Genomic DNA, 15,029 nt, shown 5'->3' with positions numbered 1-15,029 from the left:
GGGCGAACTGGTGTGAGTGAGGCATTTACGGCGAAGAGGTTATGTAGGGCTGGTGGGGGAAGAGAGTGAATAACACATTGACTGATGCTATAGGTGGATATTTCCCCCTCGAAACGGCGTTAATCAGCCAGACGTTGTATTCTGATGCACAGTGTTTCAGTTCTGCGCGTGCGGCCTTTTATGCTCTATTGAAAAAAGGGCAACCTTCAGCACTCTGGATGCCGCGCTGGATCTGCAATGCAATGTTATCGCCTGCCGAAACGTTAGGCATTCCCGTACGTTTTTATTCTCTGGACGCCGCGTTTGCTCCTGCGGACGATCTTCAGCCAGAAAACGGTGACTGGGTACTTGCGGTTAACTATTTTGGCCTCGTCGATAACCTGGCTCAGCCGCTCATGGAACGGTTTAATCCACAGCAGATCGTCTGGGATCACTCTCAGGCCTTTTTCTCCGCGCCGCAACCCGGTCTGGCAACGATCTACTCACCCAGGAAATTTTTCGGCGTTCCCGATGGCGGGATGCTGGCTGGTGCAATACAGGTGGATATCCCTCCGACAGAGGAATCAGCTTCTCTTCAGCGCACTGGGCATCTTCTTATTCGCCTGGCGCAGGGCGCAGAGGCTGGTTACACCGCCTACCGACAGGCAGAGCAAACGCTGGAGGAACTACCGGGGGAAGGCATGTCTATGCTGACTCATCGTTTATTAGCCGGGATCGATTATCAAGCCTGTGAGCAGCGACGCCTTGAAAATTACCATTACCTGTATCAGCGTCTTGCCTGTATCAATGCGCTAAATTTACCTGCCAGGCCAGAATGCGGCCCGCTTTGCTACCCACTACTGACTGAAAATGAAAATCTGCGCGAAGCGCTTCGTCAGCGCCGAATTTTTATTCCTGTTTACTGGCTTGATGCCTTGCAAAGAGTGAGTGTCGATTCGATTGAACACCGTTACATCAGACACATCCTACCGTTGCCTGTGGACCATCGTTATGGGCTGGATGAAATGCAATCTCTTGCAGATTTTGTGATTGCGTATCTCTCATATACCGGGGAAGGTTCTGATGAAAAAAATTAATGTCCTTATTTTCCCTTGCGGTGCAGAGAATGCGGGTGAGATTTATAGCGCGCTGCGCTATTCCGTCCATATTGGTCTGCTGCTGGGGGCATCAAGCGTAAGCGATCACGGGGAGTTTCGTTTTCCCGATTATGCCGGTGATATGCCCAATATTCATGCTGACGACTTCGACGCGCAATTTCTGCGACTGGTGAAAGAGAAGCAGATTGATGTCGTTTTCGCTACGCATGATTCTGTCGCGTTAAAACTTGCACAACTTAATGAACCCCGGCAGCACTACTTTTTGGTTAATGGCGATCGTCAGGTAACGGAGACGCTACGTTATAAAAGCGCTACCTATGCCCTATTTGACGATTGCCACTGGGTTCCTCATCGATACTGCGATCTTGCAACAATTGACGACTGGCCGGCGATCGTAAAACCAGACTGTGGACAGGGGGGAAATGGTGTACAGCGAGTAAATAATCGCCTGTCTCTGGAACAGGCGATTGAATCCGTCGCGCAGGCGATCGTGGTGGAATATCTGCCGGGAGAGGAGATCACCGTCGACTGTTTCACTGACCGAAACCGCCGTTTGATTTGGGCTGGGCCTCGTACCCGTGAACGTGTTCGGGCGGGTATCAGCATGCGTTCACGAGAGGTCGTTCTTGACGATGAAATAACCGACATTGTCGAAACGATAAATGCGCGACTGGCGCTTCGTGGCCCTTGGTTTGTACAGCTAAAACGCGACAGAACAGGGAAATGGAAACTTCTGGAGGTGGCCTGCAGGATTGCTGGCGCAATGGTTTTTCAGCGTGCCAGAGGGGTGAATTTACCGCTTATGGCTATTCATGACTTTATGGGACGCGATGTTATCGCTCTCCCGGAAATGAGTGTCGGTATCGTTGATCGGGCCATTGTGTCCCGAACGCGAAGTGAACTCAACTATCAGCGAATCTATGTCGATCTTGACGACACCCTCATTATTGATGGTTTTGCGGTACCTGCCGTCATGGCGTTTTTATACCAGAGTCGGGCGCAGGGAAAAGTCATTACGCTGATCACTCGCCATGCACAGAAACCTGAAGAAACCCTTATGTGCGCAGGGGTTGCGTTGAACCTTTTCGATGAGGTCATCCATCTGACTTCTGGAGAGCGAAAGTCAGAATATATACAGCCAAACAGTTTGTTTATTGATAACTATTTTCCTGAGCGGATGGATGTCCGAACGCTGAAAGATGTGCTCGTTCTGGATGTTGATGCCGTTGAGTTTTATTTGCGCTAAGAGAGCCTGTTATGTTGACTGACGAGCAAATTGCCGATTTTTGCCATGCGTTTATCGAGAAAGCCTCACCTCGTTATATCTTTGGGCTGACGAGTTATGGTATTGAAATGGCTAAGGTATTTAACGTTGAGGGCATCATTGATAATAAAACAACGCAAACTCAGATTGACGGGTTTCCGATTATCTCTCTAAGTCAGGTTCCTTCGGACGCGTTGATTGTTTCTTCGATTATGGATGGCCGCCCGGTATCGGCATGGCGAACGCTGTCGGCAGCGGGACATAAACAGATCGATTACTTCAGCTTTTATCGCTATTTCAGCCACCTGTTAAGCAAGCCGACCTGGTATCATCAACCCGAATTTGTGCGCGACTACGCCGAGAACCGTGAAGCCTATGAGCGTATCCGTGCGCTCCTTGCGGATGATATTTCAAAGCGCACTTTTGACGATATCATCAACTTCAGGCTTACCAACAAGCTACAGTTTCTTGCGCAGTATAATATTTGCCTGAACGATCAGTACTTCGATCTGCCCTTTATTGGCGAATATGCCGAACATTTTATTGATTGCGGTAGTTTTGACGGCGCCACTTCCGTTGAGTTTATGCGTCGATTTCCCAGCTATAACACAGTATGTATCTTTGAACCAGAACCGCGCCAGGCGCAGAGTATTCAACAGGCGATGCAGGGCAGGGAAAATGTTTATGTTTATCCCTGTGGCGTCTCGCACAGCCAGCAGAAGCTGAGTTTTTCTTCCTCGGGGTCGACTTCGCATGCGAGCGAAGACGGGGGGATCGATGTTGAAATGGTGGCCCTTGACGATGTGTTAAAAGGGCGAGTGACGTTCATCAAAATGGATATCGAAGGTTTTGAGTCACAGGCTCTGGAGGGAGCAAAACGGATTATTCGTCAACAGCATCCACTGCTTGCCGTCTGTTGCTATCACAAACCTGATGATTTCAGAACCTTGCCTGAGCAGGTATTGGGTTATCGTGAGGACTACGACATCTACCTGCGTCACTATACGGAAGGGCTACTGGAAACCGTTTACTATTTTGTCCCCAGAAAAGGTGCACAATGAAAATCGGCATTATGCAGCCCTATCTATTCCCTTACCTGGGATATTTTCAACTGATTAATGCGGTCGATCAGTTTGTAATTTATGATGACGTAAATTATATCCGTCAGGGCTACATTAATCGTAATACCATTTTGATGGGGAACTCTCCTCAGCGCTTTACCGTTGCTGTGCCGGGCGCTTCATCTTTCAAAAAAATAAATACGTTAAGCTTTGACGTTAATGTTGCTAAGGTGCTGAAAACAGTTCATCAGGCTTATCATAAAAGGCCATATTTTGAACCAGTTTTTAGTATTGTTGAGAAGGTGTTGACCGCCGAGCAGCGCCAGATTCCCACGCTTTGCCAGTATGCGTTTAAAGAAATATTTGCCTGGCTTGGCATTGAAGTGTCACTTCACATGGCTAGTGATTTGAATTATTCATGTGATGAAACTGCAAGCGGGAAGGTGATGAACATTTGCCGAACTCTCGGTGGAGACCATTATATCAATAGTCCTGGTGGGCAGCATCTTTATCATTCTGATGAATTTGTCGCTCAGGGGATGAAACTGTCATTTATTAAAATGGATGATGTCCATTACCCTCAGGGTGGGGGTAAATTCCATGCCGGATTGTCAATTATTGATGTGCTAATGAACTGCTCCCCCTCTGAGGTGAAAGTGTTATTGGGGCAGTATCAGTTAATTTAATGCGGTGCGATGCGCTTTCGTTTATCGGTGCGGGCGGAGAAATTATGGATAAGAACATTTTTGTTACCAGTCCTTTATTGCCACCTCTTGATGAGTTTATTCCTTATCTGGAAGAAATATGGCAAAACAAACAATTAACCAATGCAGGTCCATTTCACCAGCAACTTGAAGAGGCGCTGGCGGAATATCTCGGCGTTGAACATTTGTGCCTGTTTGCAAACGGTACGCTGGCGTTGCTAACTGCATTTCAGGCGTTACGCATCACAGGTGAAGTGATTACCACGCCGTATTCCTTTGTGGCAACGTCGCATTCGCTACTGTGGAATGGCTTAAAACCGGTTTTTGTCGATATTGACCCTGTCACCTGTAATATGGACCCACGGAAAATTGAAGAGGCAATCACACCGCAAACTACCGCTATTTTGCCTGTCCATTGTTATGGCATCCCCTGTGACACAACGCATATTCAGCAGATTGCTGATATTTATGGTCTGAAAGTGATTTACGATGCAGCGCACGCTTTTGGTGTTAAGCGGGAAGGGACAACCATTTTGCGCGAAGGCGACCTATCTGTCTTGAGTTTCCATGCCACGAAAGTATTCAATACGATAGAAGGTGGAGCGATTATCTGCCATGATAAAAAAACGAAACAACGCATTGATTATTTGAAAAACTTTGGTTTTGCCGGGGAAACCACCGTTGTGGCGCCTGGCATAAATGGCAAAATGAATGAAGTTCAGTCAGCGTTTGGTTTATTGCAACTTCGCCATATCGATAAAGCATTAGCTGAGCGCGCGGCGCTGTTTGATAACTATAAAACACTCCTGGCTGATATTCCTGGTATCTCACTGCTGATCCCGCCGGATAATATTGCATGGAATCATGCTTATTGCCCAATTATGGTTTCGGATGCATTTCCTGTTTCGCGAGATGGGGTCTATGATTTATTAAAGTCCCACAATATTATGCCCCGCCGTTATTTCTACCCATTAATTAGTAGCTTCCCAATGTATCGTGCACTGGAGAGCGCCAGACAAGATAAACTTAAAATTGCGCAATTACGTGCAGATGAAGTCCTTTGTTTGCCTCTCTATCCTGGCCTTGAAAAAGAGGTACAGGTAGAAATTGCTTCATTGTTAAAAGGAGTGAGCGAAAATGTGAGTAGTGACTCATCAGCGTTGAAAACTGATGAGATTTTTGCCGAGCGCGTTGCCTGATTTTTAGATCCCCTGAGGGGAATTGGGGGTTATAAATAACGGTAACCCCCAAATAACCCCTCATTTCACCCACTATTCACCCGATTAAAACCCCTCCAGAATCGGATAATCATGCCGATAACTCAACTAACGCAGGGCTGTTTATCGTGAATTCACTGTATACCGCTGAAGGTGTAATGGATAAACACTCGCTGTGGCAGCGTTATGTACCGCTGGTGCGTCACGAAGCATTGCGCCTGCAGGTGCGTTTGCCGGCGAGCGTGGAACTGGACGATCTGCTACAAGCGGGCGGTATCGGGTTATTGAATGCAGTTGACCGATATGACGCTCTGCAAGGAACGGCATTTACCACTTACGCAGTGCAGCGTATTCGTGGAGCGATGCTGGATGAACTACGCAGCCGTGACTGGGTGCCGCGTAGCGTCCGGCGCAATGCTCGCGAAGTGGCGCAGGCGATGGGGCAACTGGAGCAGGAATTAGGGCGCAACGCGACGGAAACTGAGGTGGCGGAGCGGCTGGCTATTCCTGTGGAAGAGTATCGTCAGATGTTGCTTGATACCAATAACAGCCAACTCTTCTCTTATGACGAGTGGCGGGAAGAGCATGGCGATAGCATTGAGCTGGTGACGGAAGAACACCAGCAGGAAAACCCGTTACAACAGCTCCTTGAGAGCAATTTACGCCAGCGTGTGATGGATGCGATTGAATCGTTGCCAGAACGCGAACAGCTGGTGTTGACGCTGTATTACCAGGAAGAGCTCAATCTGAAGGAGATTGGCGCGGTGCTGGAAGTCGGCGAGTCACGGGTAAGCCAGTTGCACAGCCAGGCCATCAAACGTCTACGCACCAAGCTGGGTAAGTTATAAAGGGCGATCGTCGTCGCCCCTTAATAGTGCCGCACAACGTATTGACTACCAGGAGTTCTCATGACGGTGCAGCAATCTAAAAGACGGCCACTAAGCCGCTACCTCAAAGACTTTAAACACAGCCAGACGCATTGCGCTCATTGCCATAAATTGCTCGACAGGATCACGTTGGTTCGCCGGGGGCAGATTGTCAATAAAATCGCGATTTCCCGCCTGGATACGCTGATGGACGACGCACAATGGCAGGAGGAGCAGAAGGAGTGGTCGGCGCTGTGCCGTTTCTGCGGCGATCTGCACTGCAAAGAGCAGAGTGACTTCTTTGACATCATCGGTTTTAAACAATTCTTGTTTGAGCAAACCGAAATGAGCCACGGCACCGTGCGTGAATATGTCGTGCGTCTGCGTCGCCTGGGCAACCATCTCACCGAACAGAACATTTCTCACGACCTGCTACAGGAAGGTTTTCTTGATGAAAACCTGGCCCCGTGGTTACCCGAAACCAGCACCAATAATTATCGGATCGCGCTGCGTAAGTACGAACAGTATAAAACGCATACGCATGCCGGACAGATGCAGAAATCATCCCGGATGGCTACTTCTGATATATATTAAAAATGAATAACATGTAGCGGAGTCGTGTTTGTGATTAGCAGCAAACCCTCTACACTACGGTCATTAATGACAACATTCGGGGTAACTATGAAATTAGCACTTCTGGGACGTCAGGCTCTGATGGGTGTGATGGCAGTTGCACTTGTCGCCGGGATGAGCGTGAAGAGTTATGCAGATGAAGGTCTGTTAAACAAAGTAAAAGAGCGCGGCACGCTGCTGGTAGGCCTGGAAGGGACTTACCCGCCGTTCAGTTTCCAGGGTGATGATGGCAAACTGACCGGGTTTGAAGTGGAGTTCGCAGAAGAACTGGCGAAACACCTCGGCGTAAAAGCCTCGCTGAAACCGACCAAATGGGACGGTATGCTGGCGTCGCTGGATTCCAAACGTATTGATGTGGTTATCAACCAGGTCACCATCTCCGACGAACGTAAGAAAAAATACGACTTCTCAACACCTTATACTATTTCTGGTATTCAGGCGCTGGTGAAAAAAGGCAATGAAGGCAGCATCAACACGGCGGCTGACCTGAAAGGTAAGAAGGTCGGCGTCGGTCTGGGAACAAACTACGAAGAGTGGTTGCGCCAGAACGTACAGGGTGTAGACATTCGCACCTATGATGACGATCCGACGAAATACCAGGATCTGCGCGTAGGCCGTATTGACGCTATTCTGGTGGATCGCCTGGCCGCATTGGATCTGGTGAAGAAAACCAAAGACACGCTGGCCGTTACCGGCGAAGCGTTCTCCCGTCAGGAAGCCGGTGTGGCGCTGCGTAAAGGCAATGAAGATCTGCTGAAAGCGGTAGATGGCGCCATTGCCGATATGCAGAAAGACGGCACGCTGAAAGCGCTGTCTGAGAAATGGTTTGGCGCAGATGTGACTAAATAATCGTCATAATTGCAAAAAAAGGCGCTTTAATACGGCGCCTTTTTTATTTCATCCGTTTGAACGTGCATAATAAAAAGAACATCACAACAATGAATACCGGAGGCTTTATGCCACTGCATAATTTAACGCGGTTCCCACGCCTGGAATTTATTGGCGCGCCAACGCCACTCGAATACCTGCCGCGTTTATCTGATTATCTGGGTTGCGACATTTTCATTAAACGCGATGACGTAACGCCGATGGCAATGGGCGGGAATAAACTGCGTAAGCTTGAATTTCTGGCTGCCGATGCGCTGCGTGAAGGCGCGGATACGCTGATTACGGCGGGCGCCATCCAGTCGAACCACGTTCGCCAGACGGCGGCGGTAGCGGCAAAACTGGGATTACACTGCGTTGCGTTACTGGAAAATCCCATCGGTACGACGGCGAAAAACTACCTGACCAACGGCAATCGTCTGCTGCTGGATCTTTTTAACACGCAAATTGAGATGTGCGACGCGCTGACCGATCCTGACGCCCAGCTACAGGAACTGGCGACCCGTATTGAGGCGCAGGGTTTCAGGCCGTATGTGATTCCGGTCGGCGGCTCCAGCCCATTAGGCGCAATGGGATACGTGGAAAGCGCGCTGGAAATCGCCCAGCAGTGCGAGGGCGCGGTACAGCTGTCCTCCGTGGTGGTGGCGTCGGGAAGCGCCGGTACGCACGCCGGGCTGGCGGTAGGTCTGGAACAATTGATGCCAGATGTTGAGTTGATCGGCGTGACCGTGTCGCGCAAGGTTATCGATCAGAAGCCTAAAGTGGTTACGCTGCAACAAGCGATTGCTAAAGAGCTGGAACTGACCGCCTCGGCGGACATCCTGCTGTGGGACGACTATTTCGCGCCGGGATACGGAACGCCGAATGAAGAGGGGATGGAGGCCGTGAAGCTGCTGGCGCGCCTGGAAGGCATTCTGCTTGACCCGGTCTATACGGGGAAAGCGATGGCGGGCCTGATCGATGGCATCAGCCAGAAGCGCTTCAAAGATGAAGGTCCGATTCTCTTTATTCATACCGGTGGGGCGCCAGCGCTGTTTGCCTACCATCCTCACGTGTAACTTCCGGGTAGAAAAACACTCATGCAAGAAAGTATCCAACTGGTGATTGACTCGCTGCCGTATCTGCTTAAAGGTGCGGTGTTTACGCTACAGCTGAGTATTGGCGGGATGTTTTTCGGCCTGCTGCTGGGCTTCATTCTCGCGCTGATGCGTATGTCGCCCCTGCTGCCTGTCCGCTGGCTGGCGCGTTTTTATATCTCCATTTTTCGCGGTACGCCGCTGATTGCCCAGCTTTTTATGATCTACTACGGCCTGCCGCAGTTTGGCATTGAGCTGGACCCGATCCCGGCGGCGATGATTGGCCTGTCGCTGAATACCGCAGCCTACACTTCGGAAACGCTGCGTGCGGCGATCTCTTCTATCGACAAAGGTCAGTGGGAAGCCGCGGCAAGTATCGGTATGACGCCGTGGCAAACGCTGCGTCGCGCGATTTTGCCGCAGGCCGCCCGCGTGGCGTTGCCGCCGCTGAGCAACAGTTTCATCAGCCTGGTGAAAGATACCTCCCTGGCCGCCACGATTCAGGTGCCGGAACTGTTCCGTCAGGCGCAGCTGATTACCTCGCGTACGCTGGAAGTCTTTACCATGTATCTGGCGGCATCGCTGATCTACTGGGTGATGGCGACGGTACTTTCCGCGCTGCAAAACTATTTTGAAGAGCAGCTTAACCGCCAGGAGAGAGAGCCAAAATGAGTGCGATTGAAGTTAAAAACCTGGTGAAAAAGTTCCACGGTCAGACGGTGTTGCACGGCATCGACCTGGAGGTGAAACCTGGTGAGGTGGTGGCGATTATCGGCCCCAGCGGTTCCGGTAAAACAACGCTGTTGCGCAGCATTAATTTGCTGGAGCAGCCTGAGGCGGGCACCATCAAAGTGGGCGACATTACCATTGATACCGCAAGCTCGTTAAACAAGCAAAAAGGGCTAATTCGCCAGTTGCGTCAGCATGTGGGGTTCGTATTCCAGAACTTTAATCTGTTTCCGCACCGTACCGTACTGGAGAACATCATTGAAGGGCCGGTGATTGTGAAAGGCGAGCCCAAAGCCGAAGCAACGGCATTAGCGCGGGAACTGCTGGCGAAGGTAGGACTGGCCGGGAAAGAGACCAGCTATCCGCGTCGTCTGTCCGGTGGGCAGCAGCAGCGTGTGGCGATTGCCCGCGCGCTGGCGATGCGCCCGGAGGTGATTTTGTTTGATGAACCGACTTCCGCGCTCGACCCTGAGCTGGTGGGGGAGGTGCTCAGTACGATACGCCAGCTGGCGCAGGAAAAGCGCACGATGGTCATCGTGACGCATGAAATGAGCTTTGCGCGCGACGTGGCTGACCGGGTGATATTTATGGATCAGGGGCGCATTGTGGAGCAGGGCGCGGCCAAACCGTTATTTGCCAATCCTCAGCAACCACGCACGCGTCAGTTTCTTGAGAAGTTCCTGATGCAATAAGTGTTTTCGCGCACTCGCCTGAAATAATCCCGTTTTGGGCGAGTGTATTTAAATAAATATCAATAATACCCGCCTGATTATAGCCGTAATCCCTTTGTGTTCTCCCGCCGGGTGAAACACACCTCAAGTAATTCGCCATCTGACCGATATTTTCTACATATAAACTTCATTTATGTGTTAGCTTGTTTTAAACATTATAATGATTATCAATCTCAGGGGTGTTACCGTTTAGTATGCAGGAAAATGATTTCTTCACCTGGCGACGGAGTATGCTGGTACGCTTTCAGGAAATGGCGACGGCAGAAGATGTCTACACTGAATTACAACATCAGACACAGCAGCTTGAATATGATTATTATGCGCTGTGTGTTCGCCATCCCGTCCCGTTTACGCGGCCAAAAATCTCCGTTCACACCACGTACCCGCAAGCGTGGGTGGCGCATTATCAGTCTGAAAACTATTTCTCTATTGATCCGGTATTAAAGCCGGAAAATTTCCGCCAGGGGCATCTGGCATGGAATGATGCCTTATTTAGCGAAGCGCAGTCGCTATGGGACGCGGCGCGCGCTCATGGTCTACGCCGGGGGGCGACGCAATGCCTGATGCTGCCGAATCGGGCGCTGGGCTTCCTCTCTGTCTCCCGGGCGAGCGCCCGCCATGCGCCGTTTGCACATGATGAAATTGAACTCCGGTTGCAACTGCTGGTGCGTGAGAGCCTGTCGGCGCTGACGCGGCTGGAGGATGAAATGGTGATGACGCCAGAAATGCGCTTCAGTAAGCGAGAGAAAGAGATCCTGAAGTGGACGGCGGAAGGAAAGACGTCATCAGAGATCGCGATGATTCTGTCCATCTCAGAGAACACCGTTAACTTTCATCAGAAAAACATGCAGAAAAAGTTTAACGCGCCGAATAAAACGCAGATTGCCTGCTATGCGGCCGCGACGGGCCTGATCTGAAAAAACGAATGTTCTGCGTGCCAGACGCAAAACCGGCTGAAAGTTTCACTCTCAGCCGGTTTCCTGTTACTGGCGGTAAGCTTGTTTAATTTGCTTAACAGTACTGGAAAATACCGCGGCCTGCGTTTCATCTTCAATCTGCGCGATCTGTTTTTCCATCTTAAGAATCACGCGCCCTGCGTCGGCTTGCCCCATTGCCTGTAGCATCAGGGTCAACATGGCTTTCAGGCAGGTGACTTCATTGGCCAGTTCTTGATTATTCTCGGCAGTGGAAAAATCAGGCGTACTCATTTATTTTCCTCGTTATGTTTCAGTGAAAAAGTGCGATGGCAAATGTTAAGGCGGCGGAGTATACCATAAGCTGCGCCAAAAATAGCAGTGGTTGTTTTTTGATCGCAAATCAAACCAGCGCCATTAAAATAAACAACGCCTTGCGAGGCATATATTTTCCTCATTTTTTTGTTTACCTCGCGTATTTCGCGCGTTAATTATTGTTACAAAGTTACTTGCCTATTTAGCATTTCGACGGAAGTGAGTGAATTTTTTGTCACTATTCTGAAACTATTATGCAGAAATAGAGGGTAAAAAAAGGCCGTTAGCTGTGGGAGTTTCCACGAAGCGTACAATCTAATTTCCAAAAACGAGAGCAAAATCGAATGCCCCACGTTTTTTACGTTTCAAAGTTGAGATAAAACCCGCTAATATAGGGCTGATTAACTATCAGTAGCGTTATCCCTATTCTGGAGATATTCCTTTGATCAACGTTCTTCTTGTTGATGACCACGAACTGGTGCGCGCAGGGATACGACGCATTCTGGAAGATATAAAGGGCATAAAGGTTGTCGGTGAAGCCTGTTGTGGCGAGGACGCCGTAAAGTGGTGCCGCGCGAACGCCGTCGACGTTGTGCTGATGGACATGAACATGCCCGGAATCGGCGGTCTTGAGGCGACGCGCAAAATTGCCCGCTCAAGCGCTGATATTAAAGTGATCATGCTGACGATCCATACGGAAAACCCGCTACCGGCGAAAGTCATGCAGGCCGGAGCCGCAGGGTATCTGAGTAAAGGCGCTGCGCCTCAGGAAGTGGTCAGCGCGATTCGTTCGGTTTTTTCCGGGCAGCGTTATATTGCTTCAGATATCGCTCAACAGATGGCGCTGAGCCAGATTGAGCCTGAGAAAACAGAAACGCCTTTTGCCAGTTTGTCTGAACGCGAGTTGCAGATTATGCTGATGATCACCAGGGGCCAGAAGGTTAATGAGATCTCGGAACAACTGAATCTCAGTCCTAAAACGGTGAACAGCTATCGCTACAGAATGTTCAGTAAACTAAACATTCATGGTGATGTTGAGTTGACTCACCTGGCAATTCGCCACGGCCTGTGTAATGCGGAGACGTTAACAAGCTAGTGAGTGTTCTGTTTGATGCGAAAGCATTTTTAAAAACCGTGACCAGCCAACCCGGCGTTTATCGTATGTATGATGCCGGTGGTACGGTTATTTATGTCGGTAAAGCGAAAGACCTGAAAAAACGGCTTTCCAGCTATTTCCGCAGCAACCTTGCTTCGCGAAAAACCGAAGCATTGGTTGCGCAAATTCAGCAAATTGATGTCACGGTGACGCATACCGAGACCGAAGCGCTATTGCTCGAACACAACTACATCAAATTGTATCAACCGCGCTATAACGTGTTATTGCGCGATGATAAATCCTATCCTTTCATCTTTCTTAGCGGTGACACTCATCCACGCCTGGCAATGCATCGCGGGGCGAAACATGCCAAAGGTGAATACTTTGGCCCGTTCCCGAACGGGTATGCCGTGCGTGAAACCCTGGCCCTGCTGCAAAAAGTCTTTCCCATTCGTCAGTGCGAAAACAGCGTCTACCGCAACCGCTCGCGTCCTTGTCTGCAATATCAGATTGGCCGCTGCCTCGGGCCGTGCGTAGAAGGACTGGTGAGTGAAGATGAGTATGCGCAGCAGGTGGAGTACGTTCGGCTGTTTTTATCCGGGAAAGACGATCAGGTTCTGACCCAATTGATCGCCCGAATGGAAAAAGCCAGCCAGAATCTGGAGTTTGAAGAGGCCGCGCGCATACGCGATCAAATTCAGGCTGTGCGCCGCGTTACTGAGAAACAGTTTGTCTCCAATACCGGCGACGATCTGGACGTTATCGGCGTGGCGTTCGATGCGGGTATGGCCTGTGTGCATGTGCTTTTTATCCGCCAGGGCAAGGTGCTGGGCAGCCGTAGCTATTTCCCGAAAGTGCCGAACGGGACGGAACTGGGCGAAGTGGTGGAAACGTTCGTCGGCCAGTTCTATCTGCAAGGCAGCCAGATGCGCACGCTGCCAGGAGAGATCCTGCTGGATTTCAACCTGAGCGATAAAACGCTGCTGGCGGATTCTTTGTCCGAACTGGCCGGGCGGCGCATTAATGTGCAGACCAAACCGCGCGGCGATCGCGCTCGTTACCTGAAGCTGGCGCGAACCAATGCCGCGACGGCGCTGATCAGCAAACTGTCGCAGCAATCGACGATCACGCAGCGTCTGACCGCGCTGGCAAGCGTGCTGAAGCTGCCTGCGGTGAAGCGGATGGAGTGTTTTGACATCAGCCACACGATGGGAGAACAGACGGTGGCCTCCTGCGTGGTTTTTGACGATAACGGGCCGCTGCGTACGGAGTATCGTCGCTACAACATTACCGGAATTACGCCGGGCGATGATTATGCGGCGATGAATCAGGTTCTGCGCCGACGCTATGGTAAGGCGATTGAAGAAAGTAAGATTCCCGACGTTATTCTGATTGATGGCGGTAAAGGCCAGCTTGGTCAGGCGAAGGCCGTTTTTGCTGAACTGGATGTGCCGTGGGATAAAAATCATCCTTTATTGTTGGGCGTTGCTAAAGGCGCCGATCGTAAAGCCGGTCTGGAGACGTTGTTCTTTGAACCCGAAGGGGAGGGCTTTAGCCTGCCGCCGGATTCGCCTGCGCTGCACGTTATTCAGCATATCCGCGATGAATCGCACGATCACGCCATCAGCGGGCACCGCAAAAAACGGGCGAAGGTGAAAAACACCAGCACGCTGGAAACTATCGAAGGCGTCGGGCCAAAACGTCGACAAATGCTGTTGAAATATATGGGCGGTTTGCAAGGACTACGTAACGCGAGTGTTGAGGAAATTGCAAAAGTGCCGGGTATTTCGCAAGGTCTGGCAGAAAAGATCTTCTACTCGTTGAAACATTGAGGTCTCTGTAGCAACATAGGGGTAATTTCTCTGACAACAGATAGTTACCCGTCACTATGCAATTTAATATCCCTACGTTGCTCACGCTGTTTCGCGTCATTCTGATCCCATTCTTTGTATTGGTGTTTTATCTGCCATTTACATGGGCTCCCTTCGTTACCGCGCTAATCTTCTGTATCGCCGCCGTGACCGACTGGTTCGACGGTTTTCTGGCGCGTCGCTGGAACCAGAGTACGCGTTTTGGCGCGTTCCTTGATCCGGTGGCGGATAAGGTGCTGGTGGCGATCGCCATGGTGCTGGTGACGGAGCATTATCACAGCTGGTGGGTGACGCTGCCTGCCGCGACCATGATTGCGCGTGAAATTATTATTTCCGCGCTGCGTGAATGGATGGCCGAGCTGGGCAAACGCAGCAGCGTGGCGGTCTCCTGGATCGGCAAAGTGAAAACCACCTCGCAAATGGCGGCGCTGGCGTGGCTGCTGTGGCGTCCAAACATTTGGGTGGAATATGCCGGGATCGCGCTTTTCTTCGTTGCTGCCGTGCTGACGCTGTGGTCTATGTTCCAGTATTTGAGCGCTGCACGCGGGGATTTGCTTGATCAGTGATCGT

Annotated in this window: 17 protein-coding genes; 15 read left to right on the top strand and 2 right to left on the bottom strand. The window is 50.6% G+C overall.

What is annotated here, in order from left to right; translation table 11 throughout:
• Positions 1-65 precede the first annotated feature (65 nt).
• The 12 genes from OGV50_RS08235 to sdiA all read left to right on the top strand — a co-directional run bounded on the left by OGV50_RS08235 (position 66) and on the right by sdiA (position 11,180).
• Positions 66-1,076 carry a hypothetical protein gene (locus OGV50_RS08235; RefSeq protein WP_286488459.1) on the top strand — a complete coding sequence of 337 codons (1,011 nt, stop codon included), beginning with the start codon at positions 66-68 and terminating at the stop codon, positions 1,074-1,076.
• Positions 1,063-2,343 carry an ATP-grasp domain-containing protein gene (locus OGV50_RS08230; protein WP_200090717.1) on the top strand — a complete coding sequence of 427 codons (1,281 nt, stop codon included), beginning with the start codon at positions 1,063-1,065 and terminating at the stop codon, positions 2,341-2,343. Before OGV50_RS08235 ends, OGV50_RS08230 begins: the two co-directional genes overlap by 14 nt.
• Positions 2,344-2,354: 11 nt before the next feature.
• Positions 2,355-3,422, top strand: coding sequence for an FkbM family methyltransferase (locus tag OGV50_RS08225; RefSeq protein ID WP_052194485.1), 1,068 nt, complete (start codon positions 2,355-2,357; stop codon positions 3,420-3,422).
• The gene (locus OGV50_RS08220; protein WP_012131922.1) at positions 3,419-4,108 is read left to right on the top strand and encodes a WbqC family protein; all 690 of its coding nucleotides are present in this window, start codon (positions 3,419-3,421) and stop codon (positions 4,106-4,108) included. The genes OGV50_RS08225 and OGV50_RS08220 overlap by 4 nt, the downstream gene beginning before the upstream one ends.
• A 44-nt stretch (positions 4,109-4,152) precedes the next feature.
• Positions 4,153-5,325: a DegT/DnrJ/EryC1/StrS family aminotransferase gene (locus OGV50_RS08215; protein WP_200090716.1), complete on the top strand. Its 1,173-nt coding sequence runs from the start codon at positions 4,153-4,155 to the stop codon at positions 5,323-5,325.
• 146 nt (positions 5,326-5,471) lie between these two features.
• The gene (gene fliA, locus OGV50_RS08210; RefSeq protein ID WP_024130237.1) at positions 5,472-6,191 is read left to right on the top strand and encodes an RNA polymerase sigma factor FliA; all 720 of its coding nucleotides are present in this window, start codon (positions 5,472-5,474) and stop codon (positions 6,189-6,191) included.
• Positions 6,192-6,251: 60 nt separating this feature from the next.
• Positions 6,252-6,803, top strand: a complete 552-nt coding sequence (gene fliZ / locus OGV50_RS08205) for a flagella biosynthesis regulatory protein FliZ (RefSeq protein ID WP_012131925.1) — start codon at positions 6,252-6,254, stop codon at positions 6,801-6,803.
• 87 nt (positions 6,804-6,890) lie between these two features.
• Positions 6,891-7,691 carry a cystine ABC transporter substrate-binding protein gene (gene tcyJ / locus OGV50_RS08200; RefSeq protein WP_024130238.1) on the top strand — a complete coding sequence of 267 codons (801 nt, stop codon included), beginning with the start codon at positions 6,891-6,893 and terminating at the stop codon, positions 7,689-7,691.
• A gap of 107 nt (positions 7,692-7,798) precedes the next feature.
• A complete protein-coding gene (gene dcyD / locus OGV50_RS08195) occupies positions 7,799-8,785 on the top strand; it encodes a D-cysteine desulfhydrase (RefSeq protein WP_200090715.1) in 987 nt (328 codons plus the stop codon).
• Positions 8,786-8,806: 21 nt separating this feature from the next.
• The gene (gene tcyL, locus OGV50_RS08190; RefSeq protein ID WP_198447565.1) at positions 8,807-9,475 is read left to right on the top strand and encodes a cystine ABC transporter permease; all 669 of its coding nucleotides are present in this window, start codon (positions 8,807-8,809) and stop codon (positions 9,473-9,475) included.
• Positions 9,472-10,224 (top strand): L-cystine ABC transporter ATP-binding protein TcyN, encoded by a 753-nt coding sequence (gene tcyN, locus OGV50_RS08185; protein ID WP_012131929.1) that lies wholly within the window; start codon positions 9,472-9,474, stop codon positions 10,222-10,224. The genes tcyL and tcyN overlap by 4 nt, the downstream gene beginning before the upstream one ends.
• A 233-nt stretch (positions 10,225-10,457) precedes the next feature.
• Positions 10,458-11,180, top strand: a complete 723-nt coding sequence (sdiA, locus tag OGV50_RS08180) for a quorum-sensing transcriptional regulator SdiA (protein ID WP_012131930.1) — start codon at positions 10,458-10,460, stop codon at positions 11,178-11,180.
• Positions 11,181-11,246: 66 nt separating this feature from the next.
• Here the strand turns inward: sdiA and OGV50_RS08175 are convergent, their stop codons facing one another.
• Together OGV50_RS08175 and OGV50_RS23630 are read right to left on the bottom strand one after the other, a co-directional pair.
• The gene (locus OGV50_RS08175; RefSeq protein WP_012131931.1) at positions 11,247-11,471 is read right to left on the bottom strand and encodes a DUF2594 family protein; all 225 of its coding nucleotides are present in this window, start codon (positions 11,469-11,471) and stop codon (positions 11,247-11,249) included.
• 19 nt (positions 11,472-11,490) lie between these two features.
• Complete coding sequence (locus tag OGV50_RS23630) at positions 11,491-11,538, bottom strand: hypothetical protein (protein WP_418222342.1); 48 nt, start codon at positions 11,536-11,538, stop codon at positions 11,491-11,493.
• Positions 11,539-11,934: 396 nt separating this feature from the next.
• Here OGV50_RS23630 and uvrY point away from each other — a divergent pair, with 396 nt between their 5' ends.
• From uvrY to pgsA, 3 genes are read left to right on the top strand one after another with little or no spacing between them, the layout of a single operon-like run.
• A complete protein-coding gene (gene uvrY / locus OGV50_RS08165) occupies positions 11,935-12,588 on the top strand; it encodes a UvrY/SirA/GacA family response regulator transcription factor (protein WP_012131932.1) in 654 nt (217 codons plus the stop codon).
• Entirely contained in the window at positions 12,588-14,420 is a 1,833-nt protein-coding gene (gene uvrC / locus OGV50_RS08160; RefSeq protein WP_200075728.1) for an excinuclease ABC subunit UvrC, read from the top strand. Before uvrY ends, uvrC begins: the two co-directional genes overlap by 1 nt.
• A 56-nt stretch (positions 14,421-14,476) precedes the next feature.
• Positions 14,477-15,025 carry a CDP-diacylglycerol--glycerol-3-phosphate 3-phosphatidyltransferase gene (pgsA, locus tag OGV50_RS08155; RefSeq protein ID WP_012131934.1) on the top strand — a complete coding sequence of 183 codons (549 nt, stop codon included), beginning with the start codon at positions 14,477-14,479 and terminating at the stop codon, positions 15,023-15,025.
• Positions 15,026-15,029: the final 4 nt, after the last annotated feature.

Origin of the sequence: Citrobacter sp. CK180, from assembly GCF_030333655.1 — a bacterium.
GTDB classification, from domain to species: domain Bacteria; phylum Pseudomonadota; class Gammaproteobacteria; order Enterobacterales; family Enterobacteriaceae; genus Citrobacter_B; species Citrobacter_B koseri.
Note: the sequence above shows the minus strand (reverse complement) of the source record. Positions and strands in the feature narration are given on the sequence as shown.

Excerpts from the sequence above, each read along its gene's own strand:
- OGV50_RS08230 (WP_200090717.1), top strand. The coding sequence starts at position 1,063 with ATGAAAAAAATTAATGTCCTTATTTTCCCTTGCGGTGCAGAGAATGCG.
- OGV50_RS08225 (WP_052194485.1), top strand. The coding sequence starts at position 2,355 with ATGTTGACTGACGAGCAAATTGCCGATTTTTGCCATGCGTTTATCGAG.
- OGV50_RS08220 (WP_012131922.1), top strand. The coding sequence starts at position 3,419 with ATGAAAATCGGCATTATGCAGCCCTATCTATTCCCTTACCTGGGATAT.
- OGV50_RS08215 (WP_200090716.1), top strand. The coding sequence starts at position 4,153 with ATGGATAAGAACATTTTTGTTACCAGTCCTTTATTGCCACCTCTTGAT.
- fliZ (WP_012131925.1), top strand. The coding sequence starts at position 6,252 with ATGACGGTGCAGCAATCTAAAAGACGGCCACTAAGCCGCTACCTCAAA.
- tcyJ (WP_024130238.1), top strand. The coding sequence starts at position 6,891 with ATGAAATTAGCACTTCTGGGACGTCAGGCTCTGATGGGTGTGATGGCA.
- dcyD (WP_200090715.1), top strand. The coding sequence starts at position 7,799 with ATGCCACTGCATAATTTAACGCGGTTCCCACGCCTGGAATTTATTGGC.
- tcyL (WP_198447565.1), top strand. The coding sequence starts at position 8,807 with ATGCAAGAAAGTATCCAACTGGTGATTGACTCGCTGCCGTATCTGCTT.
- tcyN (WP_012131929.1), top strand. The coding sequence starts at position 9,472 with ATGAGTGCGATTGAAGTTAAAAACCTGGTGAAAAAGTTCCACGGTCAG.
- sdiA (WP_012131930.1), top strand. The coding sequence starts at position 10,458 with ATGCAGGAAAATGATTTCTTCACCTGGCGACGGAGTATGCTGGTACGC.
- OGV50_RS08175 (WP_012131931.1), bottom strand. The coding sequence starts at position 11,471 with ATGAGTACGCCTGATTTTTCCACTGCCGAGAATAATCAAGAACTGGCC.
- pgsA (WP_012131934.1), top strand. The coding sequence starts at position 14,477 with ATGCAATTTAATATCCCTACGTTGCTCACGCTGTTTCGCGTCATTCTG.